Origin of the sequence: Mycolicibacterium austroafricanum, assembly GCF_000612725.1 — a bacterium.
GTDB classification, from domain to species: Bacteria; Actinomycetota; Actinomycetes; order Mycobacteriales; family Mycobacteriaceae; genus Mycobacterium; species Mycobacterium austroafricanum.
In genome coordinates, this window is record NZ_HG964452.1 from 322,429 (window position 1) to 346,078 (window position 23,650).

At 66.1% G+C, this 23,650-nt stretch carries 26 protein-coding genes and 1 pseudogene; 12 read left to right on the plus strand and 15 right to left on the minus strand.

The annotated features are described in order from the left end of the window. Positions 1 to 80 precede the first annotated feature (80 nt). The 3 genes from BN976_RS11970 (at position 81) to BN976_RS11980 (ending at position 1,889) form a co-directional block, all read left to right on the plus strand. Complete coding sequence (locus BN976_RS11970) at positions 81 to 968, plus strand: sigma-70 family RNA polymerase sigma factor (RefSeq protein WP_084182284.1); 888 nt, start codon at positions 81 to 83, stop codon at positions 966 to 968. A gap of 141 nt (positions 969 to 1,109) precedes the next feature. Then, on the plus strand, positions 1,110 to 1,517 hold the full coding sequence (locus BN976_RS11975; protein WP_036371383.1) for a hypothetical protein: 408 nt from the start codon (positions 1,110 to 1,112) through the stop codon (positions 1,515 to 1,517). A gap of 54 nt (positions 1,518 to 1,571) precedes the next feature. Beyond that, on the plus strand, positions 1,572 to 1,889 hold the full coding sequence (locus tag BN976_RS11980; protein ID WP_051558426.1) for a glutaredoxin domain-containing protein: 318 nt from the start codon (positions 1,572 to 1,574) through the stop codon (positions 1,887 to 1,889). Between the two features lie 11 nt (positions 1,890 to 1,900). On the opposite strand, the gene BN976_RS11985 is transcribed toward BN976_RS11980, so the two are convergent. Further along, the gene (locus BN976_RS11985) at positions 1,901 to 2,638 is read right to left on the minus strand and encodes a Crp/Fnr family transcriptional regulator (protein ID WP_036370902.1); all 738 of its coding nucleotides are present in this window, start codon (positions 2,636 to 2,638) and stop codon (positions 1,901 to 1,903) included. A 183-nt stretch (positions 2,639 to 2,821) separates the two neighbouring features. Here BN976_RS11985 and BN976_RS11990 point away from each other — a divergent pair, with 183 nt between their 5' ends. Further along, positions 2,822 to 3,319 carry a hypothetical protein gene (locus BN976_RS11990; protein ID WP_036370905.1) on the plus strand — a complete coding sequence of 166 codons (498 nt, stop codon included), beginning with the start codon at positions 2,822 to 2,824 and terminating at the stop codon, positions 3,317 to 3,319. 47 nt (positions 3,320 to 3,366) lie between these two features. Here the strand turns inward: BN976_RS11990 and BN976_RS11995 are convergent, their stop codons facing one another. Then, positions 3,367 to 3,945 carry a peroxiredoxin-like family protein gene (locus BN976_RS11995; RefSeq protein WP_036371387.1) on the minus strand — a complete coding sequence of 193 codons (579 nt, stop codon included), beginning with the start codon at positions 3,943 to 3,945 and terminating at the stop codon, positions 3,367 to 3,369. Between the two features lie 401 nt (positions 3,946 to 4,346). Here BN976_RS11995 and BN976_RS12000 point away from each other — a divergent pair. Beyond that, positions 4,347 to 5,712, plus strand: a pseudogene (locus BN976_RS12000) (ISL3 family transposase). Between the two features lie 406 nt (positions 5,713 to 6,118). Beyond that, entirely contained in the window at positions 6,119 to 6,418 is a 300-nt protein-coding gene (locus BN976_RS12005; RefSeq protein ID WP_036370909.1) for a DUF732 domain-containing protein, read from the plus strand. A 39-nt stretch (positions 6,419 to 6,457) separates the two neighbouring features. Here the strand turns inward: BN976_RS12005 and BN976_RS12010 are convergent, their stop codons facing one another. The 3 genes from BN976_RS12010 to BN976_RS12020 all read right to left on the minus strand — a co-directional run bounded on the left by BN976_RS12010 (position 6,458) and on the right by BN976_RS12020 (position 8,721). Next, entirely contained in the window at positions 6,458 to 6,880 is a 423-nt protein-coding gene (locus BN976_RS12010; protein WP_199558932.1) for a DUF2752 domain-containing protein, read from the minus strand. Positions 6,881 to 6,885: 5 nt separating this feature from the next. Then, complete coding sequence (locus BN976_RS12015) at positions 6,886 to 7,239, minus strand: CD225/dispanin family protein (RefSeq protein ID WP_036370910.1); 354 nt, start codon at positions 7,237 to 7,239, stop codon at positions 6,886 to 6,888. Between the two features lie 174 nt (positions 7,240 to 7,413). Then, positions 7,414 to 8,721 (minus strand): H(+)/Cl(-) exchange transporter ClcA, encoded by a 1,308-nt coding sequence (locus BN976_RS12020; RefSeq protein WP_199558933.1) that lies wholly within the window; start codon positions 8,719 to 8,721, stop codon positions 7,414 to 7,416. 105 nt (positions 8,722 to 8,826) lie between these two features. Between BN976_RS12020 and BN976_RS12025 the strand changes: the two genes are divergently transcribed. Beyond that, entirely contained in the window at positions 8,827 to 9,603 is a 777-nt protein-coding gene (locus BN976_RS12025) for a DUF427 domain-containing protein (protein WP_036370912.1), read from the plus strand. Between the two features lie 5 nt (positions 9,604 to 9,608). On the opposite strand, the gene BN976_RS12030 is transcribed toward BN976_RS12025, so the two are convergent. Continuing rightward, positions 9,609 to 9,920 carry a GNAT family N-acetyltransferase gene (locus BN976_RS12030; protein ID WP_036370914.1) on the minus strand — a complete coding sequence of 104 codons (312 nt, stop codon included), beginning with the start codon at positions 9,918 to 9,920 and terminating at the stop codon, positions 9,609 to 9,611. A gap of 130 nt (positions 9,921 to 10,050) precedes the next feature. Here BN976_RS12030 and BN976_RS12035 point away from each other — a divergent pair, with 130 nt between their 5' ends. The 3 genes from BN976_RS12035 (at position 10,051) to BN976_RS12045 (ending at position 13,603) form a co-directional block, all read left to right on the plus strand. Then, positions 10,051 to 11,412: a wax ester/triacylglycerol synthase domain-containing protein gene (locus tag BN976_RS12035; RefSeq protein WP_036370917.1), complete on the plus strand. Its 1,362-nt coding sequence runs from the start codon at positions 10,051 to 10,053 to the stop codon at positions 11,410 to 11,412. A gap of 167 nt (positions 11,413 to 11,579) precedes the next feature. Then, a complete protein-coding gene (locus tag BN976_RS12040; RefSeq protein WP_158498019.1) occupies positions 11,580 to 12,815 on the plus strand; it encodes a PE-PPE domain-containing protein in 1,236 nt (411 codons plus the stop codon). Further along, a complete protein-coding gene (locus BN976_RS12045; protein WP_036370921.1) occupies positions 12,812 to 13,603 on the plus strand; it encodes a M15 family metallopeptidase in 792 nt (263 codons plus the stop codon). Before BN976_RS12040 ends, BN976_RS12045 begins: the two co-directional genes overlap by 4 nt. A gap of 28 nt (positions 13,604 to 13,631) precedes the next feature. On the opposite strand, the gene BN976_RS12050 is transcribed toward BN976_RS12045, so the two are convergent. The 3 genes from BN976_RS12050 to BN976_RS12060 all read right to left on the minus strand — a co-directional run bounded on the left by BN976_RS12050 (position 13,632) and on the right by BN976_RS12060 (position 17,024). Beyond that, positions 13,632 to 14,912: a 13E12 repeat family protein gene (locus tag BN976_RS12050; protein WP_036370923.1), complete on the minus strand. Its 1,281-nt coding sequence runs from the start codon at positions 14,910 to 14,912 to the stop codon at positions 13,632 to 13,634. A gap of 44 nt (positions 14,913 to 14,956) precedes the next feature. After that, positions 14,957 to 16,537: a PE-PPE domain-containing protein gene (locus BN976_RS32055; protein ID WP_051558403.1), complete on the minus strand. Its 1,581-nt coding sequence runs from the start codon at positions 16,535 to 16,537 to the stop codon at positions 14,957 to 14,959. A gap of 196 nt (positions 16,538 to 16,733) precedes the next feature. Then, positions 16,734 to 17,024: a hypothetical protein gene (locus tag BN976_RS12060; RefSeq protein WP_011781876.1), complete on the minus strand. Its 291-nt coding sequence runs from the start codon at positions 17,022 to 17,024 to the stop codon at positions 16,734 to 16,736. A gap of 347 nt (positions 17,025 to 17,371) precedes the next feature. Here BN976_RS12060 and BN976_RS12065 point away from each other — a divergent pair, with 347 nt between their 5' ends. Next, positions 17,372 to 18,436 carry an SDR family oxidoreductase gene (locus BN976_RS12065; protein ID WP_235622039.1) on the plus strand — a complete coding sequence of 355 codons (1,065 nt, stop codon included), beginning with the start codon at positions 17,372 to 17,374 and terminating at the stop codon, positions 18,434 to 18,436. Between the two features lie 45 nt (positions 18,437 to 18,481). Here the strand turns inward: BN976_RS12065 and BN976_RS12070 are convergent, their stop codons facing one another. The 5 genes from BN976_RS12070 to BN976_RS12090 all read right to left on the minus strand — a co-directional run bounded on the left by BN976_RS12070 (position 18,482) and on the right by BN976_RS12090 (position 21,750). Beyond that, complete coding sequence (locus tag BN976_RS12070; RefSeq protein WP_036370928.1) at positions 18,482 to 19,204, minus strand: TetR/AcrR family transcriptional regulator; 723 nt, start codon at positions 19,202 to 19,204, stop codon at positions 18,482 to 18,484. Positions 19,205 to 19,216: 12 nt separating this feature from the next. After that, a complete protein-coding gene (locus BN976_RS12075; RefSeq protein ID WP_036370931.1) occupies positions 19,217 to 19,654 on the minus strand; it encodes a hypothetical protein in 438 nt (145 codons plus the stop codon). A 90-nt stretch (positions 19,655 to 19,744) separates the two neighbouring features. Further along, positions 19,745 to 20,383, minus strand: a complete 639-nt coding sequence (locus tag BN976_RS12080; RefSeq protein WP_036370933.1) for a pyridoxamine 5'-phosphate oxidase family protein — start codon at positions 20,381 to 20,383, stop codon at positions 19,745 to 19,747. A gap of 28 nt (positions 20,384 to 20,411) precedes the next feature. Then, entirely contained in the window at positions 20,412 to 20,873 is a 462-nt protein-coding gene (locus tag BN976_RS12085; RefSeq protein WP_011781881.1) for a nuclear transport factor 2 family protein, read from the minus strand. Beyond that, a complete protein-coding gene (locus tag BN976_RS12090; RefSeq protein ID WP_036370935.1) occupies positions 20,866 to 21,750 on the minus strand; it encodes an alpha/beta fold hydrolase in 885 nt (294 codons plus the stop codon). Before BN976_RS12090 ends, BN976_RS12085 begins: the two co-directional genes overlap by 8 nt. A 134-nt stretch (positions 21,751 to 21,884) precedes the next feature. Here BN976_RS12090 and BN976_RS32060 point away from each other — a divergent pair, with 134 nt between their 5' ends. Beyond that, positions 21,885 to 22,832, plus strand: coding sequence for a LysR family transcriptional regulator (locus BN976_RS32060; RefSeq protein WP_051558404.1), 948 nt, complete (start codon positions 21,885 to 21,887; stop codon positions 22,830 to 22,832). 49 nt (positions 22,833 to 22,881) lie between these two features. Here the strand turns inward: BN976_RS32060 and BN976_RS12100 are convergent, their stop codons facing one another. After that, on the minus strand, positions 22,882 to 23,646 hold the full coding sequence (locus BN976_RS12100) for a hypothetical protein (protein WP_235622040.1): 765 nt from the start codon (positions 23,644 to 23,646) through the stop codon (positions 22,882 to 22,884). Between the last annotated feature and the right edge of the window lie 4 nt (positions 23,647 to 23,650).

Consider the following 23,650-nt stretch of genomic DNA (forward strand, 5'->3'; position numbering starts at 1 on the left):
ATCTTCATGTCGCCTCCCTGTCGATCGTCCGATGGCTCTCACCACTGATGACGATCCGCACACGCGAAAGGTGACCGGCGGTGACATTGGATTCCTTCGCGCAGTCAGCGGTGCACTCGGCATTCCTCGAGGGCCGTCCGCGGTTGCTGTCTCTGGCGCACCGACTGCTCGGTTCGGCGCACGACGCCGAGGACGCGGTGCAGACCGCATGGCTGCGCGTCGCGGCGACGCCCGGGCCCCGCGACATCGCCAACCCGTCGGCCTGGCTGACGACGGTGGTCACCAGGGTGTGTCTGGACCAGTTGCGGGACCGGAGCCGGAGGGATGTGCTGAGCCGCCGGGTGCAGCCCGTCCAGACGGTGGCGTACGCCGCGGACGAGGAGTTTCTGCATCGCGAAGACGTCGCGCGCGCGTTGATGGTGCTACTCGGCCGGCTGACCCCCGCCCAGCGGGCGGCCTATGTGCTGCATGACCTGTTCGCGGTGCCGTTCGACCGGGTCGCCGACATCCTCGGGGTGACGCCGGCCGGCGCGAAGAAGCATGCGAGCCGGGCCCGGGCCCGGCTGCGGCCGGTCGAGCCGCCGTCCACCGGCGCACCGGGCGACGCCGTCGACCGCGAGGTCGTCGACGCCTTTCTGCGCGCCGCCGGGGGCGGGGACATTGTGCGGATGGTCGCGTTGATGGCACCCGACGCCGTGCGCATCGTCGATCCCGAGTTGCTGCCCACCGGAACGGCGGCGGTGGTCACCGGCGCCACCGCGATCGCCGAGGAGACGCGTCACTTCGCCGACCGCATCCGCGCCAGCGTGTCGATGCGGGTCAACGGCCGCCAGGCCCACATCATCGCTCCCGGTGGACATCCGTTGGGCATCATCGACATCCGGTGCAGCGGCGGCCTGATCACCGGCATCACCATCACGCCTGTCTGCGCCGCCGATGTTCTCGAACCGGCGGCTCAACCTGCCTGAGGGCCGAAAAGTCCGCTGCCGCCGACGGATACCCGCGGGCGCGCGCAACCCATGGCGTTGACAGGAGATTGACAGGTGGTGCTCACGGCCGGGGTCTACTGTGAAGGCAAGTCCCACATACGAACATCTCGGAGGAAATTCATGCAGCCCGCCGTCCGCCGGCCGTCGCCAGGCTCGTTTCTCCTCGCCTCCCGCGCCTTCGCGATCGCGACCCTGGGCGTCGTCGTCGCTCTCTTCTGCACCGCCGGTGCGATGATCCAGAGTCAGCAGCTCAAGGACATCCACGGCGTCGCAGCGATCGCACTGCACGTCGTCACTGCGGGTCTCACACTCGCCCTGGGCGGGCTGGCCCTCAGCCGCGAGCGCGGATGGTGGGCCGCCGGCCTGGCGGGCGTTCTCTTCGTTTTCACCTTCGTGCAGGCCTATCTCGGCGAGGGAACGACACTTGCCATTCACATCCCGGGGGCACTTGCCGTTGTCGCCGCCACCGTGTGGCTCACGGTGTGGGTCTTCTCGGCCGCGCCGGCGGCCATCCCTGCGACACCCTGATCGGCGCACCAGTCCGACATTGCGCGTGTATAGATGGCTGAAAAGGAGGCGACAATGGCTGATTCCCAGGATTCAACCAGCCCGCAGTCGTCGGACCGCCAGGCGATCGAGGTGTATTGGCGCCCGGGCTGTCCCTTCTGCCGCAGGCTGATGCGCGCACTGCGGGGGTCGGGACTCACGCTTCGGGAGGTGAACATCTGGGAGGACGCCGAGGCCGCCGCGCGTGTGCGATCGGTAGCCGACGGCAACGAGACAGTGCCCACGGTGTTCATCGGGGACCGCGCCCTGGTCAACCCGTCCTCGCGGCAGGTATTTGCCGCCATCGGACACCAGCCACCGCCGCGACTGTGGGACCGGCTGCGCGGCCGCTGACTCCGCCCGACCTAGCCGGCCCTGGCGCCCAACCCGTTGACGTCGACGATCGAAATCTCGGCGTAGCCTACGGCGATCAATCCGCCGCGTTCGAATTCCTTGAGAATCTTGTTCAGAGACGGTCGCTGCACCCCGAGCATCGCCGACAGCGTGCGCTGCGCGAGTTGCACTGTTCCGTCGGTGGATTCGTCGAGGAGCAGCTGGGCGACCTGAGCCGGCAGCGGTCTACCCAGGAGGGCAATGAGCCGAGCCTGCCCAGCCGAAACACGCTGTGCGACCGACGAGAGCCAACGCCGAGCGATGTTGGGGTGGCTGGCAAGCAGTTCCTCGAAACTCGCCCGGTCGAGATACAGGCAGGTGCTGTCCTCAAGCGCGCGGGCCGTGTAAGCCATCGGCATGTCCAGCAGCAGCGGAATGTCACCGTCGACGTCCCCGCCGCGCAGCACATCGACGACAGCACGGCGTCGCCCCGAACCTACTGCGAGTTCGACCTGCCCCTGCCGCACGATCCAAACCCCCGTCGGAGCTTGTCCCAGGCTGAACAGCACTGCCCCGGAATCACATTGGCGCGGCTCCAGGCTTCCGGCAAGTGCCACCAGGTCTGCGGGGTGCAATGGCGCCGCCGCCCCCCGCCCGACGCAGCGGGCCACCCAAGCGGCGTGGCGGATCTGCGGGTCACCGGGCTCACCGCCGCCGGTGAGCATGGTGATCGCGTGCCGCAATCCCGATCCGTGGCGCTCGCCAACCATCGCATCCTCCTTATCGGTGTCATCCTGCTGACATTTCGGCGGTGTGCGCAAGGGCCGGCGTGTGCAGTGGCGGGTGAACTGAACCCTCAAGCGCCGACAACGGAGGAATTCGACATGGCAACAACAAGTTCACCCCGATCGGGTGTCTCGACAACACCCCGGCACCTCGCACAAATCTTGATCATGGGCGCCGGCGCGGGAGCGGTCGCCTCGCTCGCGATGGCGATGTTCGCGATGCTCGCCGGCGCCATGTTCCAGCACAGCGGTTTCTTCACCCCGCTCTATCACATCGCATCGACGTTCATCGCCCCCGATGCGATGATGCAGTCGATGCAGGCGGCCATGGCCGGTCATATGTTCACGTTCATCCCCGGACCGGCCCTCATCGGTGCAGTCGTTCACATGATGGTCGGCGCCGGGTACGGGGCGGTCTTCGGACTGATCTCCGGCCGAGCGCGATTGCACGGCCTTGCCCTCGTCGGCGCGGCCATGGCCTGGGGCCTGGCGGTGTTCGCGGCAAGCACGTGGGCTGTGCTGCCCGCCGCGGCGGCACTGTTCGGCGGTGGAGATCCCGTCCGCGACATGGCGGCCATGGTCGGCCACGGCCCGTTCGTCGTCGAGCACCTGATTTACGGAGCGGTGCTCGGTCTGGTGCTACTGACCAAACCGGCGAGCCGCTGAGGCACGTCACGCCGGCCGCGGGCAGCAGCACCCCGCGGCCCTGCGCGTCACGGTGAACCCTTGCCTGCCACACTGCGATTGAGATCGAGCAAGTCATCCACCGTCCACTGGTCGTCGGCGTGGCGACCGTAATGCACCGCCACGACGGTGCCATCGGGCACGATGAGCACATCCGCAGGCAGGCTCAAGTGGGTGGAGCCGTCACCGCCCCCGACACCGGCATTGTCGGGATCATCGTGTCGACCGACAATTTTGGCGTATCCCCGGAATGCCGCCAGCAGCGCCCGGGGGTGGGCAACCGCCCGGAGGTGAGCGTCGACCCCGAACTCGCGGTACACCTTCCGGTCAGGATCGGCCACCACAGCGAAGGGCAACAGCGCTTGATACCCCTGCAGAGCCGATGCCGCTGAATGAAAGAACACCACCTCGGTGATCCCGGCGGCCGAGATCTCCTCATGCCGGGTCGCGAAGCTGCGCAGGTGCAGATGACAGATCGGGCAACCCGCGAAGCGCCGGAATTGCAGATGTGTCACCCCCGCCCCAGCAGGAACCGTCACACGCTCACCGGTGATCGTCGTGTACTCACGGGCCGCGACAATTGCCCCGCGCTTCAACTTTTCAGACATCATCACGGGTCTACATGCTCGCAACGTGCGTAGGCAACCACAAAGTCACCTCGCTGACAGTCTGAAGCGGCCATACCGTGCTGATCACTCCAGCCGGACTGCACGTCGTCTTGTCGCGTGCCGATTCGGACGATCCCCTGGGTGCACTTTCGCCGATGACACTCGGCGGCATCAACCGTGGAACAGAACAACGAGAACTGATTCACAACTGACCCCTTCAGCAAACCAGTACCCCTGCGGCGATCCCGTCATTTGTTACGCAGGCGAATAACAATTTGCTCCGGAAACCCTCCCGCCGCTTTCGTTTGCGGGACAAGAAATCCGGCTCTTCGCACTTGATAGGGGTCTGGTGTTGTCCGACATCGTGTCGTGTCGGTGATTGATTAGGGGCCCGCGCCCCTGTGAGCTGGGTGTTCTCAGGCATCCAGGACAAGGAACGCGGGCATGGTTGACGGTAGTTCATTGCTGCTCGATCTCGACGGTGTGGTCGTCGAGTCGGTGCAGCGCCTCGAGGACGGTACCCGGTTGGTGCATGTACTGACCGCCCCGGAGTGGGTTGGGATCTGCCCCGCGTGTGGGGAGCGCTCCAGCAGGTCGAAGGGCTGGGTGTACACCGGCCCGCGTGATGTGCAGGTCGGCCCGGATCGTCCGGTGCTGCGCTGGCGTAAGCGAAAGTGGTTGTGCCCCAGCATGGTCTGCGAGCGCAAGGTGTTCACCGAGTCGGTGCCTGGCGTTCCGGCGCGAGCGCGGGTTACCCCGCGGGCCAAGGCGTCGATGGCCAGCGCGGTGCTCGACGAGGACCGCTCCGTGGCTGCGGTAGCCGGGCAGTACGGCTGCGGCTGGCACACCGTGCATGACCACGTCATCACCGTCGCCGAGGAGGCCTTGGAGGTCGAGCTGGAGCCGGTTGCGGTGCTCGGCATCGACGAGACCCGCCGCGGCAAAGCCAAATGGGAGCACGACCCGGCGCTCGGCCGGAGGGTGTGGGTGGATCGCTGGGACACCGGCCTGGTCGACGTCACCGGCGATCAGGGCCTGCTGACCCAGGTCAACGGCAGAAACTCCGGGGCGGTGATCGACTGGCTGGCGACCCAGGACCCCACCTGGAAGGCGCAGATCACCCACGTGGCCATCGATCTCTCACCCGCCTACGCCCGGGTCGCCCGCGAGGCGTTGCCGCAGGCGATCGTGATCGCCGACCGGTTCCATTTGGTCAAGAAGGCCAACGACATGCTCGACGCGGTGCGCCGCCGGGTCACCTGGGCCCAGCGGGGCCGACGCGGTCGCAAGGCCGACGTCGAGTGGATCAACCGCCGCCGGCTGCTGCGCGGTGCTGAGCGGCTCACCGCAGACCAGCGCAGCAACCTGTTCGCCAAGCTGCTGAGCGCTGATCCGAACGAGGACATCGCTGCGGCGTGGATCGCCAAAGAACTGCTGCGCGAACTGCTTTCCTGTGCCGACCGAGGAGGGCTGCGCTACGACATCGCCGCCGCGCTAGACCGGTTCTACCGCTTCTGCGCGGCCTGCAAGGTGCCCGAGGTCATCCGATTCGCCCGCACCATCGAGACCTGGCAGGCCCCGATCATCGCCGCCCTGCAAACCGGGCTGACCAACGCTCGCAGCGAGGGCTACAACCGCATCGTCAAGCACGTCGGGCGCATCGCCTTCGGATTCCGCAACCCCGACAACCAACGCCGCCGCGTACGGTGGGCCTGCACCCGCCGATCGCGGCGAGTCACACCCAGCCGGCACCAATGCCACTGCTAACTGCGAAGAGCCAGAAATCCAACGTCGGCGCTTACCGAGGGAAAAGATCAGTTCAGCACCCCTTCCGGCCCCCGCCACAGTCAGCGCGGGTGACAGCGATTCGGATGCTCCGCCCTGCGCCGGCTCGCTATTAACATTGCTGTTAATAGCAGTTCATCAGGCTGCAGGGCGGTCGCCGGGACTTCTGGCCGCCGCCGTCCCGACCACCGCGTGGCGTTTTCCCGTACAGGTGTCGGCAAATCTACCGGGGTCGACCGCCACGCCCGGCATTGAATGACAACAGTGTTATTCAATCCTCGTTATTCACTTTGCACACATTGGCCACGCTGATTTCAGAGAAATTGCGACGGTAAACGCCACCACGGCGTAGCGTGACGCCGTCAGCTAACCAATCAGGAGGACGCGCATGCGCGCCAAACTCATCGTTTCAGCAGCCGTCGCCGCCGCCGGCCTCGCCACCGCGCTGGCAGCCCCCGCTTTCGCGGATGAGACGGACGACATCTTCATCTCAGCACTGCAGAATCAGGGCATCCCGTTCTCCACTGCGGAGAACGCGATCGAGCTGGCGAGCGCGGTATGCGATTACGCCGCCGCCGGCCAGGACCCCACCCAGATCGCACTGGAAATCATGGAGCCCGCCGGCTGGACGGCCGAGCAGAGCGGGTTCTTCGTGGGCGCCGCCACCCAGTCGTACTGCCCGTCGTAGTCGCCGTCGTAGTCGCCGGGATCCGCCCGGCTCGAGCGCTCAGACCCGCAGGGCGGTGAAAGGCGCAAAAGGCAGTATTCGCAACACAAACCACACCACGACGACCGCCAGGGTCACCGGTGCCGCCCACTTGTGATGCTGCCAGGAGACCATCCTGCGGTCGACGATGCGGCCGTAGGTCCAAGCCGCGAACGCCACGACCAGGAAACCGAGCGCCACCACGGCCAACGCGTTGAACCGGATCGCGGCCAACACGTCGCCGTGTAACAGCGAATAGATCATCCGCAGCGCGCCGCAGCCCGGGCAGTCAACGCCGAGAAGGGCTTTCGTCGGACACTGCGGAAGAAGGCCGCCAGGGGTGGTTGGATCTGCTACCCACACAACGGCACACGCGCCTGCCGCCAGGGCGCCCACCAGGAGCGGGCCGCCGAGGCGTGCAGGCGCGGATTGCCGGGCCGGCAATGCGGTCAGTATGTCGACGAGGTGTCGAAGTCCATGTTGATGGCGCCGACGGCATAGAGAATCGCGTAGATGATCCACACCGCCACAGCACCGAGGGCGGCCCAGATCGCCCACTTCTTGGCCGCGTCCGAGGCGGCCTGCGCCTCGGCGAAACGGCCTTGCGCCCAAAGGCCGTTGACCTGACTGGCCTTGACGATCGACACGATGCCGAACGGCAGACAGCAGAACAACGTCGTCAGGATTCCCCACACCAGGTTCGAGCTCGGTTGCGGCCCTTGGGGTTGCTGCGGAGGAGGATATCCGGGGCTTCCGGCGGGCGGCGGGGGCGGATAATTGCCGGGTGGCGGCGGTTGCGTCATGGTCGTCTCCCTCAAAGGCCAAGTGGTAGCTCAGAAGAGCGAGCTAAGGGTAGCGGACAAGATCGACCCGAATGTGGCAAATCGACACCGTTACGCGACTTTCGGGTGAACTCGCGCAACAGGTGCAGTCGGGGGTCCCGAGACCGTCTGACGGCGGCAGAGTCAGCAACGGTCTCACGACCGGTCCGGGCCGGATGAAACCGGCATCCGCTCCCGGAGACTGTCATAGATGGGAGCGGAGCCGAGCGCGTTGGCCGACACCACCGCGGCGGCGGTGGCGATCATCATGGGGACCGCGACCGACGTCGTCGCCGTCATCTCGATGACGATGAGGAGTCCGGTCAGCGGTGCCCGCACGGTCGCACCGAAGAACGCCGCCATCCCGGCCAGCGCCATCGGAATCGCAAGGAACGTCGGATCGTCCGGCCACACGGCGCCGAAACAGCCGACGAACAGCGTGCCCCAGAGTGCACCGATGGCCAACAGCGGCGCGAACAGTCCACCGGGAACCGCCGCCGAGTAGCACAGCGGGCCGGTGAGGAACCGCGCCGCGAGAAGTCCCGCCGTGGCGAGCAGGACGAACTGGTGGCCGCCGAGAAGCATCTGGGTCAGGGTGTCGCCGTCGCCGACCGTGAGCGGGGCGACGCACAGCAGCAGCCCGACGGCTGCCCCGATCGCGCCGGCCTGCACCAGGGTTGGGATACGCCGGATGGCCGCGACGTGGTCCAGCGCCCACAGCACGACGAGGTTGTACCCGGCTCCGAGGAATCCGGTCAGCACACCGAAGACGAGAAACAATGGGAGCCATACGAGTTCGGGTGCCGGTACGGTCGGTACCCCGAAGTCGGGGTGGTCACCCAACAGCAGCCTGGACGTGCCGACTGCTGCCGCCGCGGCAAACACCGATACCAGCACGGCCTGTAACCGCCACGACTTCGTCACCTCTTCGAGGGTGAACAGGACACCCGCCAGCGGCGCGTTGAATGCGACGGCCAGGCCGGCGCCGCCCAACGCCGCCTGCATCATCGCGGCTTCGGAGGACGGTAAGCGGGTGCGCCGGGCAGCTTCGGCTCCCACCGCCGCCCCGATGTGGACGGTGGGTCCTTCACGCCCGAGCACCAGTCCCCCACCGATCGCCAGGACACCGCCCACAAACCTCGCGAAAACAAGCCGAAGGGGTGGCGGTGCCGCCTTTCCAAGGAAGACGGCTTCGACGTGCGGGATGCCGCTGCCGACCGCCAACGGCTCCCATCGCACGAGAAGCGCCGCGGCGGTGGCGCAGGCGGCCACCACGCCCATCGGGACGAGCCAGCCCGGTCCGGGTAGTCGCTGCGCCCACTCGACCACGTCGACACGGAGTGATTCTGCGGCCTGCAGGCACCACCGGAACGCGCCACCGACGAGGCCGATGACAACTCCCGCGATGATCGCCGCGGCGCTGAGCACCGCGCTGCGGTGCAGCGACGGTCGTGCGTCCCCCACGCCAGGATCCACGAGGGTCGTCCCCTTTCGCCGTCGGCAGCACCGGGCCTACAGTTTCGCGCAAAAATCGACGGGAGGGGGTTCACCTGACCGAGGAGAGACACCGTGAGCAGCACGCCAGAGGCAGCGGACTATCCGCGGACGGCCGCGGATCGAGGGCGGGTCGAGCCGGTGCCGCGGCGCGTCCGCGGCTATGTGGGCACCGAGCTGGTCTTCGACACGAACGCAGCGCGCTATGTCTGGGAGGTTCCGTACTACCCGCAGTACTACATCCCCTTGCGCGATGTGCGTCCCGGCCTGCTGCGGGACGACGGGCGTCCTCAGAAGGTGCAGTTCGGCCCGTCGCGGGTGTTCTCCGTGGTCGCAGGTTCGCGCACAGCCGAGTCGGCGGCGCGGGTGTTCGGCGACGGTGACGGCCCGGTTGCCGGCTTGGTGAAGTTCGAGTGGGATGCGCTGACGTGGTTCGAGGAGGACGAGCCGATCTACGGCCATCCGCGAAACCCCTACGCCCGGGTGGATGCGCTGCGCTCACACCGCCACGTTGCGGTCGAACTGGACGGGGTGTCGCTGGCCGACACCCACAGCCCGGTGATGTTGTTCGAAACCGGTTTGCCGACAAGGTATTACATCGATCGCACCGACATCGCCTTCGAACACCTGGAGCCGTCGGGCACTCAGACCCTGTGCCCTTACAAGGGCGTGACCTCGGGATACTGGTCGGTGCGTACCGATCACGGAGTGCACGCCGACCTCGCCTGGACCTACCAGACCCCGCTGCCCGCGGTCGCCGCGATCGCGAACATGGTCGCCTTCTACAACGAGAAGGTCGACATCACCGTCGACGGCGTGCAGCCGTCCCGGCCGAAAACCCATTTCAGCTAGGCATCTCAGGTGCGGTCGGTGATGTCGGCGTACTCCGGATGCCTGTCGATGTATTCGGCGACCATCCAGCAGGTCGGCACGATGCGCAACCCCTCGGCCTGCGTGACACGTAGGGCTTCGGCGACGAGAATCGTTGCCAGGCCCCGCCCCTGGAACTGCGGCAGCACCTCGGTGTGCGGGAAGACCCGTCGACCGTCGTGGTCGTGGTACTCGGCGAGTCCGACCGGCCGTCCCTCCACCTCGATGACGAATCGACCGGACTGCCGCGTGACGGCGGTGTGGGCACCGGTGCGATCCGGCGGCGTCTCGGAGGTCATGGCCCCACGATAGTTCCGGCCCTGACGGCGCAGGACCTCGGTCGCGAGTCGTAGGGCACAAAGTCACCGATGCGCCGCTACCCGGTGTGGTCCGCCGCGTTGCGCCTTACCGTGGTGGGTGGGAGACACAATGAGCGAATTCATGCGCAGCAGCGATGCATTCACCTGGTCGATGGAAAGCGATCCTCGGCTGAGGTCGACGGTGGTGACGGTCTTGATGTTGGACCGGACGCCCGACTGGGGCGAGGTCCGGGACCGGATCGAGCGGCTCAGCCACGAGCTACCGATGCTGCGACAGGTTGTCGTCGAGTCCCCGCCACCGGCGCCGCCGCGCTGGCAGGACTGCACCGACTTCGACTTGGACTTCCACATGCGCAGGGTCGCCGCACCGGAGGACGGGTCGTTCGACGATGTACTCGAACTCGCCCGGCTGGCGCAGATGGAGGACTTCGACCGCGCCCGCCCGCTGTGGAAGATCACCCTGATCGAGGGCCTGCCCGAGGGCGAGGCAGCCGTGTTGTGCACGTTCCACCACGCGCTGTCCGACGGTGTCGGCGGGATTCAGATCGCGATGACCCTTTTCGGGCTCACCCCCGAGTTGGCGCCCACGGATGAGACGCCGGAGGTGTCGCGACCGTCCCTGCTGGGCGACTACCGGGATGCGGCGCGCTACGGCGCCGGACTGGTCACAGATGCCGTCACCGGCGTGTTGACCGGGGTGCCCCGGCTGGTCTACGACGGTGTGCGCAGTCCGCTGCGGACACTGAACTCGGTTGCCGAAATGGCGACGTCGGTGTACCGCACCGTGCGACCGGTGAACGCGACAGGTTCACCGCTGATGACGGAACGGACGCTGATTCGCCGTCTCGGGGTGCTGGAGGTGCCGAGGCCGCAGCTGCGGGAGGCGGCGCATCGCAGCGGCGGCGCGCTCAACGACGCGTTCGTCGCCGGCGTGGCGGGCGGCCTTCGCCGCTACCACGAGAAGCACGGTGTCGGCGTCGGCGAACTGCACCTGACCATGCCGATCAGCCTGCGTGCCTCCAGTGATGCGCCCGGCGGCAACCGGATCACGTTGATGCGGTTCGACATTCCGGTCGACGAGGCCGATCCGGCGGAGCGGATCCGGCAGATCCATGAACGTACCGAGCGTGTGCGCAACGAGAAGTCGCTGCCACACACACAACTGATCGCCGGCTTTCTCAATCGGATGCCGCGCTGGTATATCGGTTCGATCCTGCGGCACGTCGACTTCCTTGCGAGCGACGTGCCGGGGATACCGGTGCCGGTGTCCCTCGGCGGCGCCAACGTCAGGGTGCAGTATGCGTTCGGGCCGACGATCGGATCGGCGGTCAATGTCACGCTGCTGACCTACGTCGACACCTGCGCCCTCGGCATCGACGTCGACAGCGGCGCGATCCCGGATGTCGAGGTGTTCACCGACTGCCTGCGGGACGGTTTCGACGAGGTGCTGGCGCTGGCCGACGACGACTGAGCCAGTCGCTGTGATCCGGCGACGAACGCACGGTCGGCACGGGACCTTGGACCCTGATCCGAACCGCCGCCGGGGCGCATCCTTAGCTTGTGGGCATATTGCCCGCTGAACACTTGTGGGCATATTGCCCACTGAACAGTGGGGGCGCGGTCATGAGGCGAATGCTGATGGTTCTTCTCCTCGCGCTCGTCGCAACCATGCCCGGTGTCGCGAACTCGGCCACCGCGCTGATCGTCGGCGGGGCCGGCAAGTATGCGGTCCTGACCGAGGAGCAGATGGCCGCAGCGCTCGGCGGACGCTTCAAGGACTACACGAGAGTCAACGTTCCGTTTCCGGGCCTTCCCGATGATCTCCGGTATTCGCTGGACGTCGGTACGGAAAACCTGCACGCCGCCGTCTACACCACCCCCGGCCCGAAGACGATCGGGGGTGTGTCGGAAGGCGCGCCGGTAGTGGATGAGGTCCTTCGCCGGTTGATGAACGACCCGAACCCGCCCCCCGCCGGGGAGCTCAATGCCGTCATGCTCGGCACCATGAGCCCGATCTGGTATCTGTTCACCGGAGTCGACTATCGCCCGGTCGCCGACACCAGATACGACGTGATGGTGGTCAAGGCCGAGTACGACGGCATCGCCGACTGGCCGGACAACTGGATCAACGTGCTGGCGGTCGCCAACGCGGTCCTGGGAGCGTTGCAGCTGCACGTGTCCAGTGCCTTCTACGACATCTCCCTGGTACCGCCGGAGTACGTTGCGAGGAAGACGAACAGCGAAGGCGGCACGACCACGACAGTTCTGATTCCCACGCCCCTGCTGCCCCTGCTGAAACCGCTGGCCGACGCCGGCGCTTCGCAGGAAACCATCGATTGCCTCGATGGGATCATCAGACCGATCATCGACTCCGGCTATTGGAGATTCTGGTTCAAGGATCGCTCGTCGGGCTGGCCCCTGCCGCCGCCGGAGCCGGCGGGCACCGCGCCGATGGACATTGCGGTTCCGGAGCCGGGCTCCCCCGGCGATGTGGAACGCGACCTCGGCGCCGGACTGCCACCGGTGGTTGATCCGGAATCCGACCAGTCGGGTACCGCTGCGGCCGACGACGCGACGGCCCAACCGACCGACGACGCCACAGTGCAACCGACCGACGACGCGACAGTGCAACCGACCGACGTACCGGCACCGAGTGATGAAGCGGTCGGGAACCGGGAACAAGAAGATGACCGCAACGCCGCCACGGGCAACGGTGAAGTCGCCCCCGCTGGTGACGATGCTGCCGCTGCCGAACCCGAAGAGAACGAGAGCGTCGCGCCGGCGCCCGACGAGGCCATGGCCGACGACGGCGCGGATTCCGCAGGACCCAGCTCCTCGACTTCCGACGACGCGCCAGATGCAATAGGGAAATGACGAACACCCTGCTGCCCGCCGTCCTCGCCTGCGCCGTGGTGGCGGCCGCCGCGACCGCAGGGCCTGCGTCAGCCGAGCCCGGACCCACCGCCCCAGCCGACTTCGTGTCCCTCAGCGACATCGATCCCTCGATCCTGCTGGACATCCGGTACTCCGCGCCGCACAACTTCACCGGCGATCCCGTCGACGGCTATCAGGCGCCGATGTGCCTCCTGACTCGTCCGGCGGCCTACGCGCTGCGTGACGCCCAGCAGGAGTTCCTGGAGCAGGGCTACTCGTTGAAGGTCTACGACTGCTACCGTCCGCAACGCGCGGTCAACGATTTCGTCGAGTGGGCAAAGAACCTGACCGATCAACGGATGAAGGCGGAGTTCTACCCCAGAGTGGACAAGACGCGCCTGTTCGCCGATGGCTACATCGCCGAGAAGTCGGGCCACAGTCGCGGCAGCACAGTCGATCTCACCCTGGTCGCCCTGCCTGCCTCGCAGGAACCGGCCTATGTGCCCGGTCAGCCGCTCGTCGATTGCGCAGCACCGGTCAACCAGCGCTTCCCCGACGTGAGCGTCGACATGGGCACCGGCTACGACTGCTTCGATACCCTCGCGCACACCCTCGACCCGCGGATCCAGGGCGAGCAGTTGAAGAATCGGCTCCTGCTGAAGGAGGGCCTGGAACGCCACGGACTGCAGAACTACGAGTTGGAGTGGTGGCACTACACGTTCAAGCCAGAGACCCACCCCGAGACGTATTTCGACATCCCGGTCGCCCCGTCGTCGCTGACCGAATAAGCCGGGCGACAAGGGTTTTCATGCCCCGCTAGGCAGCAAGGAAGGTGACGATGTCGATGCTGAGTTCACCTTCGACGATGCTGCGACGGCTGACCGGCGTGCCCGGTGCCGGTGGCGCAATGGAGAAGTACTTCGCGCCCGTGGGTGTGCAGAAGGTGGCGGTGTGTTCGCCGTCGGTGTCGGTGGTGGTGACATGCCAGCCCGGGGCTTCTTTGGCGTAGTTGCATGCCTGACACTCACCCAGCCCGTTGAGCGCACTGGTCGGCCCGCCCTCGCGGTCGGGGACTGCGTGGTCGTGATGGCGGATCGGGGCGTCGCAGTACGGGGTACGGCAGCTTTGATCGCGTAACCCGATGAAGGTGGCCAGGCCTTTCGGGAACAGCCGCGACCGCGACTCCATCGCCACCAACTGCCCCGATTTGGGGTGACGGTAGAGCCGGCGCAGCGTGGCTTTGGCCTTCGCGTCGGTGACGGCGTCGCTGACCAGGTCGCGCACCACCGCGGCCGGGACGGGGCCGTAGCCCTGGGCCCAGCCGGGGGCCTCGTCGTCGCCGAAAAGCGTGGTGTCGGCCATGACCAGGTTCAGCGCCACCGACACCGGCTCGGCCGCGGAGCGCCCGGTGACGCGCTCATAGATTGTGTCCGCCATGACCTGATCGCGAGTGCGTCCGTCGAACGTGGTGTCGGCGGCCCGGTTACAGGCCGCGTACACCGCGACCCCATGGGTCATGGGCAGCAGCACCGTCACATACAGCATGTTGTCGGGGGCGGGACGGCAGCTCACGCAGCGCTGTTCCGGCGCTTTTCGGGCCCGCTCCACCAACGCGGCAGCATCCAGCCGGGCGGCGATCTTCTTCGCCTCGGCCTCGATGCGTCTGTTGCCCCAGCCCTCCAATCCGGAGGCGTCCGCGCACAGTTCGGCGTCGAGTTGGCGGCGGTGCTCGACACTCAGGCAGGCGGATTCGCGCACGATCAGGGTGGCCCGCCATTCCGACAGCGCCCCACTCTCCAGCGCGGCCAGCGTGTGCGGCATCTCGTTCACCAACGCCTTGGCGAACCCCAGATGCTGATTGCCCTTGACCGGAGCGTCGCGGCGGGCCAAGGCGACCTCCGAGGCCAGACCCTTGCCGCGGTGATGTGCACGCACACCGGCCGATTCCTCGGCCAATTGACGTTTGGCCGCCCAGAGCGCGGTCGCGCGGGCCTGCGCCGCCGCGGCCTGAGACTTCAGCCGTTCAAGACGCTCGACCGCGGCACGCAGCTCGGCCTGCGACGCGGTCTCATCGACATCGAACATACTTTCGAACATAAACCCGACGCTACACCGCGCCGCCGACAAGTCGCGACACCACTTCAGGCCGCGGTGGCGGCCGCGGCCGCGTCGGCGGGCGCCGAATCGCCGGCATCCGCCGAGAGGGAGTCGGCATCCGCCGAGCGGGAGTCGGCATCCGCTGCGTCCTCGCCGGAAACCCCTGAGGCGCTTTCCGTCGGACCGTCTTGGGACTCGTTGATCGTCTCGGTGTCCTTCAGGGCGTCATCCTCCGTTGGGGACACCTCGTCGGTGTCGGGGGTGTCGTTCTCGACGAAGTCCGGAGGCATGTCCTCCGACTCTGCGGGCGTCTCGGGCAAGAGTGTGGACGGCGTGGACTCCGTTGTCGGCGAGAAGGTTACGGTCTCCGGCGGTTCTGTTCCCGCGGGGTGCGCAGCCGGGGACCCGGAGCCCGGCGCCGCCTCGCCGTGCGTCTCGACCGGTGGAGCAAGATACGGCGTCGGCTCACCGTAGGGGTCGATGACCCCTGTGTACACCGGCGGCCCGCCGACGCCGAAGGGACTGGCCGGAACCGTCGTATGGAACGGCCGGCAGTCCGGATCGCCGGTGAGATAACTGATCGCGTCGTCCCACCCGGTCGGAATCGCCATCGCGAAGTTCAGCGCCGCCTTGATCAGATTCGGGACGTAGAGGTATCTGGCCGGGGTGGGCTGCCCGGGGTTGACGGTCCTGTCGTAGCCCATCTCGACCAGCACGCGCACCGCCGGGTCCAGGGCGATCGCCAACGGCTTTCCGACGATCGGCACCCACGTCAGCGGCACCAGAACCGGAGTGATCGGCGCCGGAATCAGGTAGTAGGTGCTGTCCTGGTACTGCCCCTGAAGTTGCGGAGTGCCTGCACCGGAATAGTTGGGGTGCAAAAGGATCGTCCCCATGATGGCGTTGAGGTCGGCCAGCAGGTTCAGAGGATTGGTGGGGAAATCGGCCCAGCCGTCGTACTGCCGCGCGACATCGACGGTCGTCAGAGGTCTCGGCTGCGGCGAGAAGGTCGGCGTGGAGCCGTTGAACGTGATCCCCAACAGGGGAATGTATGCGCCGACAAAGCGTTCGAGGATGCCGCCGTCGGGTCGATTGGGATTGGCCACCAACAGGAAGCTGACGGTGGATGCGACGGGATGGGCGATCAGCTGCAGCTTCTGGTTCGCTGCCACGGTGGCGCTCTGGGAATATGCGTAGATCACATAGGTGCTGTCGGCAACCGTATGAGGCCCCGTTTCGCTGTACGGGGCGAGCGTCGCCGTGCAGTCGGAGCCCTGGATGCAGTCGTTGAGGTTGGCTTGACCGACGGCCACCGACTCGTCGTAGGTCATGTCGAAAATCCCGTTGACAAACCGGATTTGCGCGGGCGTATAGGTGGCGACGAGGGAACACTGCGGGCCGCAGAGGCCACTCGGTGCAATGAAGGCGTCATCGGCCGCAGTGACGTATTTGTTGATGTAGTCCGGTGTGTCCTGCGGGACGCTCAGCGGGTGCCCGTTGCCACCCATGACGAGTGCGGTGCCGGCGCCCGCCGAGGTCGATGTGACGACGGACCCCCACGCGAACAGTACGGCTATGACGAGGGAGAGCAGCCCCCAAGCCGCCGAACGCAATCGTCGTCGCATCTTCCCCCCACGCCAGATCTTGATCCCTGGTGTGAGTTTGCCAAGACCGCCGGCCGAGGCAAGAGACTTTGGTCCTCACAACGACGACCGGGAGTTCGAACACTCCAGTTCTTGCGAAGTGAACAACCGAAACACGGGTAGGTTCAGCGGACTTCGGTGCTGAACCTACCCCGACACAGCCCTCGCTGGATCGCTGCTACTTCTGTTCTTCGTCGGACTTGCTCAACGCACGGTCTGCAGTACGGATCAGGCTGCGGTTGAACTGATACTGCGCGGTGACCAGCTTGTCGGCCAGTTCGATCGCGGCGTCGACGAGCTTGGTGCGAAGCGGCTGCATGGCCTCGGGCACGGCTTCGTTGACCGTGTGGCGGAAGATCCGCAGCGCCTCTGTTGCGGCGTGCTGACCCATCTTGGCCGAATCCTGCACTTCGTCGAGGAGATCGGCGGTGGTGGACGATTCAGCCTCGTTGGTAGCCACATCTGACATGTCAGGTCCTCTCTTGGTGGGTTTGCGCTGTCGGGTACGACGTTATTCCGCTCAGCCACAATGGGACTACGGCCGAAAGTCCACGAAATCACCGACCAAGAGCCTTGACCGCCGCCGGTCGGTAACCCGGCGGTCATTTACGGACAGATTTCGGACACTTCGTCGACACCAGATTCTCGACGGTGCCCCGCCCCGGACCGATCAGGTGCCGGAAACCAGGGTCGAAGGTCGATTTCTGAGTTCCCTTCGACTCTGTCCTGACCGGTCCCGCTCGGCCGACCATCGAAACCAGACAGACCACATGCGGGGCGACCAGTATCGGCGGTGAAGTACAGGTGTCTGTGTTGATGACCGGCTTTCCGGGCTTTCTGGGCAGCGCGCTGCTGCCACGAATTCTGCAGCGCACCGGCGGTGAGGCGGTGTGCCTGGTTCAGCGCAGATTCCTCGCGGCCGCCAACCGGCGACTGGCCGAGCTCGACTCCGATGATCCTTCACTGCGGCAACGCATTCGGATCATCGAGGGGGACATCACCCAGCCAGGCCTCGGCATCGACCGGGACGTTCTGGCCGAGGTCACCGAGGCGTGGCATCTCGCCGCGGTGTACGACCTGACGATCGACCGCGAGACCGCGCTCCGGGTGAATGTCACGGGCACCACCAACATGTTGAATGCACTCGAACGCTGCACATCGTTGAGTCGCCTGCACTACTTCAGCACGTGCTACGTCAGCGGACGCTACGCCGGTCCGTTCAGCGAGGAGGAACTCGAAGTCGGGGCACCGTTCAACAACTTCTACGAGGAGACCAAGCACCTGGCCGAAGCCGAGGTTCGGCAACGAATGTCGGCAGGCATGCCCGCCACGATCTATCGGCCCTCGATCGTCGTCGGGGACAGCCGGACGGGCGAAACCCAGAAGTTCGACGGGCCATATTTCGTGATGCAATGGCTGCTGCGACAACCGCGCAAGGCGGTCCTGCCGGTGGTCGGCGATCCCGCAATGGCCCGGGTCAACCTCGTCCCGCGTGATTTCGTCGTCGATGCGGTGGCGTATCTGAGCGGGCAGTCCTCGTCGGCAGGCCGGACATACCACGTGGCCGATCCTCACCCCCTCACTGTCGCGGAGCTGATCAGCGTCCTCGCCGAGGCCACCGGGCGCGACGTCGTCTCGATACCACTGCCACGCAGGTTGGCCAAGACGTCGATACGCCACGTACCGGGCATCTACCGATTGCTGCGCATGCCCGCTGAAGCGGTGGACTACTTCGCCCATCCGACGTACTACTTGACCGAACACATCCGGGAAGATCTCGCCGGCAGCGGCATCGAGGCGCCGCCGTTTCCGAGCTATGTCGATCGCCTGGTGGCGTTCATGCGGGCGCACCCCGACCTCGGCTCCGCGGCGATGTACTGAATCAGCCTCGTGCCTGACACTGCCGGCATCCCCACCAGCTCGGCGTCAGGGCAACGACCCAGCCGGGCGTGAGGGCATGAAGAGCGTCATCATCGCCTCAACCTGCTTGCGATCGAGCACCACTGTTGCCCCGTCGGGTAGACCCAGGATCCGGTCCGTCGCGATGCCGTACAGCTTGAGGCGTTTCACACAGTCATCGATGGTCTTACGCCGCGACTTCGCATCGGCCGCATCGAACATGCGAACCAGGTAGTCCTGGATACTGGCGGCGAAACCTTGAATCATGTCACCGACACCCTCGGGATCGAAGGTGTCGAACACGCCCTCGCGTACCCCTTGGGTGATGACCTCGGTCAGTACCGGCCGGAACAGGTCCTCCCAGATGGTCACGATCTTTCTGAACAGCGCCTGGTTCTCCGGCATCAGCAGGGATCTCATCGCCGCGATCGGTTCCGGCGCCCCCATGCCCAATTTGACCTGGTAACTCGCCGTAAGTCCGGCATTGAGGCGTTCCAGCGCATTCTTACCGGGTTGGTCGAAGACCGGACGCAACACCTCGAAGGCTTCGCCGGCGCTGCGTTGAGCAAGCGCGACGACCAGGGCCTCTTTGGACGGAAAGTAATGGTAAAAGGCGCCTTTCGACGTACCCGAGACGGCAAGCAGGTCGTTGAGACTGACGTTTTCGTAACCACGTTCGAGAAAGAGCGCGAGCGCTCGGTCGAGCACTTCGGCCCGCCGGACGTCCTTGGGTTTCACGACTCGCGGCATGGCTGTATTGAATCAGTCGGGCTTCTTCACCCATCCCACGTATGCCAGGTAGAGACCGCATACCGCAAGTAGCCCGAAACCGACCCGTACGACATCCACCGCAGTATCTGACGTTTGGGTGGCCGATTCGGCCCCCTCGACGATCAATTGCGGAACGGTGAGCAGGGCAAGACCCCGCAGCAACAGAAACCAACCGAACAGCGAAATGATCACCGCGGCCACACTGCGCCAGTACTGGTGAAACGCAATGATGAACACGCCACACAGGAACAGCAGCGCCCCCAGCGACCACGACCACATCGGGTCTGCCGAGAAACTCGACAACTGACTCCCGATGCTTCCGGCCCTGATCGCGACAATCGCGGGGACCACCGCGATGAACGGTCCGAGCACGCGCGCGAAGGAGCGGGTTCGCCGCGACCGATCGGTCGAGGTGACGGGTGCAGACATGAAAGGACTCCTCGGCGATGTCGGCAGGCGGCAGTCTGTCCACCCATTAGACCACCGGTCTATAGATTAGACCAGTGGTCTGAACCGCCGTCATGCACCTGCGCGTTCCAGCTGCTCCCGCAGACGCGCGTTCTCGGCCTGCAGGGAGCTCAGCTCGCTGCGCAGCGGCGCGAGCGCCGGTTCCAGTTCTTCGAGCGTGAACCGCGGCGTGATGTGCTGGGGGCAGTTCCAGTCATAGGCATCCACCCCGACGACGACGGCGCGCTCGACCACTGCGTCATAGGTGCTGTCAGAAAGGGATTGGATCAGCGCGGCATCCTGCTCGGCGGTGACTATCCGGGCGTGCCCGAAGATCTTCAACCGGCGACGCTGCGCGTAGTCGACGGCGATGATGGCAACCCGGTCGTCGCCGTTCACATTGCCGGTGCTGATGTATTGCAGGTTGCCACGGAAATCGGCCCAACCGATGGTGTGGTCATCCAGCACGCGCACGAAACCCGGTGGACCGCCGCGGAACTGGACATAGGGCCAACCGGTTTCCCCGACCGACGCCAGGAAGAGGCCGTCACGTTCGCTCAGGTACTCCTTCTCCTCACCGGTCAGCGGATCACGTCCAGACGACGCCTTTCCCGCAGCCAGCTTGCGTCCATAGAACGCCTCGCTGCCATGTTCGGACTGGACGGCTCGGACGTCACCGGTGAAGGCGATGGATCCGTAGTGCTTACTCATTCCGCCTCGGCTCTCCGACGAATCGTGGTCAGTGCAGGGCGAAGTCGTGGCCGCGTTCGTCGTCGGGCCGCGGCCCGAAGTAGCGCCGGTCAGACTCGTCGATGGCGACGTCGTTGATGCTGGCTTCGCGCCGGCGCATCAGCCCGCCGTCGTCGAATTCCCACAGTTCGTTCCCATAGCTTCGCCACCACTGGCCGGTCGCATCACGGCATTCGTACTGGAACCGTACCGCGATCCGGTTGTCACGGAAGTCCCATAGGCTCTTGCGCAGGGCGTAGTCGAGTTCCCGCTGCCATTTGGCGGTGAGAAACGCCACGATCTGGGCACGACCGGTGATGAAGCGGTCTCGGTTGCGCCATTCACTGTCGGGCGTGTAGGCCAGGCTCACGCGATGCGGATCGCAGGTGTTCCAGGCGTCTTCGGCGGCCTGGACCTTCTGCAGCGCGGTCGTCAGATCGAAAGGCGGGAAGGGCGGGCGCGATTCACTCACGGATCAAACCTTCCTGCCTGCCCAGGAAATCGCGGATGTGACCGGCGATCTCGTCTCCGTGGGTTTCGAGAGCGAAGTGGCCGGTGTCGAGCAGATGGAACTCACCATCGGGCAGATCCCGCTTGAAGGCTTCCGCCCCTGCGGCACCGAAGATTTCGTCGTTCCTTCCCCAGGTGACCAGCAACGGCGGCTGATGAACGCGGAAATACTCCTGGAACTTGGGGTAGCCGTCGAGGTTGAACTGGTAGTCCCAGAACAGTTGCAGCTGGATCGCGTCGTTGCCTTTGCGATCGAGTCCGGCCTGGTCGAGTAGCCAGGTCTCGGGGGCGATCCGATCGAGCCTGTCTGCGGGAACCCCGTGCGTGTACTGCCATTTGGTGGTCTCGGGGGTGAAGTAGTCGCGCACCGCGTCCTCGTTGGCGCCGCGGTCCTCGGCGTGGGCGAACAGTCGGTCCCAGAACGGGGTGAACCCTTCGGTGTAGGCGTTGCCACTCTGGGTGATGATCCCGGTGATCCGTTCGGGGCGGCTGCTGGCGATCCGCAGCCCGATAGGCGCACCGTAGTCGTGGATGTAGATCGCGAACCGGCCCAGCCCCAGGCGATCGATCAGCTTTTCGGTGATGTCGGTGAGGCGGTCGAAGCTGTAGGTGAATTGGTTGACCGACGGCATCGATGACTGTCCGAACCCGATGTGGTCGGGTGCCACCAGGTGATAGTCGTCGGCCAGCGCGGTGATCAGGTTGCGGAACATGTGTGAGCTGGACGGGAAGCCGTGCAACAGCAGCAAGGTCGGATTGGATCTGTCACCGGCTTCCCGGTAGAAGACGTCGAGCCCGTCGATGGATGCGGTGCGGTAGTGGGTGCAGGTTTCGGCCACGTGCGGCTCCTTTTGTCGTGTCGGTGCTCGACATCCAGACTGCGTGGATTCCCGCACCGGAAAAAGGGGCATTACCGGAATGCTGCGATCGCCGTGACCGATCAATCGCTTCCGCGTCCGCTTACTATCGGCGGGTGGAATTGCGCCAGCTCGAGGCATTCGTCGCGGTGGCGGGTGAACTGCACTTCGGACGGGCCGCCGAGAAACTGCACATCGGTCAACCGACGCTGAGCGAGTTGATCCGTCGTCTGGAGCGCGAGGTCGGGACACCGCTGCTGACTCGGACTACGCGCCGGGTGGCGCTGACCCAGGCAGGGGTCGAGTTGTTCGGCCGCGCCAAGGTGATCCTCGACGACGTCGAAGGAGCCGCCGCGGCGGTGCGGCGGCTCGCCGACGGCGAGGCGGGCACCGTCCGGCTGGGCATCACCCCACCCGTCGCTCCGGTCCTTGCGCCCCACCTGTCCCAGGCGCTGCACAGCGCCGCTCCTGACGTTCAGCTCGTCGTCCAACGAATGTGGTTGCCGGATCTGCAGCGCGCGATCGGTGACGGTGAGCTGGACGTCGCGATCACCTGCGGTCCGGTGGCCGACCCGCCCGGCATTCTCAGCGAGGTGTTCTGCGCCGAGCCGGTGATGGTCGGGCTCCGGGCCGATCACCACCTCGCCGGACGCGACGCGGTGGAGCTGCGCAATCTGTCGACGGAGACGATCGGCGTCCACAGCGAGGCGCTGTTCCCGGCGTGGTCGCTGGCCCTGCGGCAGGTTCTTGACGACACCGGGATCCGCCCACCGGCAGTCGAATTCACCGACACCGATCTGGCGGCGTACCGGTGGCCCATCCAGTCCGAGGTGGACTGGGTGCTCACCACCGCGGCGGTGGCGGGTGACAGCGCCGGCGTGGTGCTTCGGCCCACCTCACCGGCTCACTTCGTGCCTTACACACTGCAGTGGTGTCCGATCCGCGCGACGACGTTGGCGGTCGGCCGATTTGTGCGCCTGGCACTCTCCGTCGACGTGCCCCCGGGCTGGGTGAGCCAACCCGATCACCTTCGGCACGGGGCGGGCTCACTCCTGGAGGATTAGTCCGACGCCAGCGCCCAGGTCGGACTCGAACCCATCGACCGGGCTCCGGTCACGAGGCCGCCAGCGAGTTGCCCTCTCGCGGCGCGGGCGTCGTCCCAGATCCGGCCCGGATCCGCGGCCGCAGGCCGTAGTCGTCCGCGCGAAGCGCGATGTCGCCGTAGCTCGCGAGATCCTGTTCCGTACCCAGCGTGAGCTCGACGGCCGTCTTCGCCTGGAAGAGGGCGATGACCGCCTGCTGGTGGTGTTCGGTGCCGAACGACGTGAGGGCCAGCGTGAGCTTCCTGTCGACGTACTGCACCGACCGCTGCAGATCGGACTGTGTCGGCTCGGTCGCGTGAGAATCAGTCCGGCGGGCGGTCTCGACGCCGAGTCCGCTGTACCAGCGGTACCCGAGAGCGCCCAGGATGCCGGCGCAGACGGGCACCACCACAACCGTGCACATCAATCCCAGGGAACTGTCGAGCGTGAGGCCCCCCACGAGTCCGAGCAGCATCAGCAGCGCGGAGACGAAGAACAGCTTTGCCGCCGGAGGCACCGCTTCTATCCCACGCCACATCTGCCCGGCGACGCCCGCGCCATACCGGGCGGCCCCTGCCACGAATCCCGCGATGCTCCTGATGACCGTGAGTGCGATGCGACCCACCTCGTCGGCATGCTTGCGGGTGACCGGTGACTTCGGCATCGTCCACACCCGCTGCTTGGTCGAAGGCGCAGGCGCCACCGGGGGTTGCACCGGTTGTTGGACAGCGTCGTGATCAGCCATCGTGCGCGCGACAGGCGGCTGCTCAGCCGGCGCGTCGGCAGTCGGGTTCACGTTA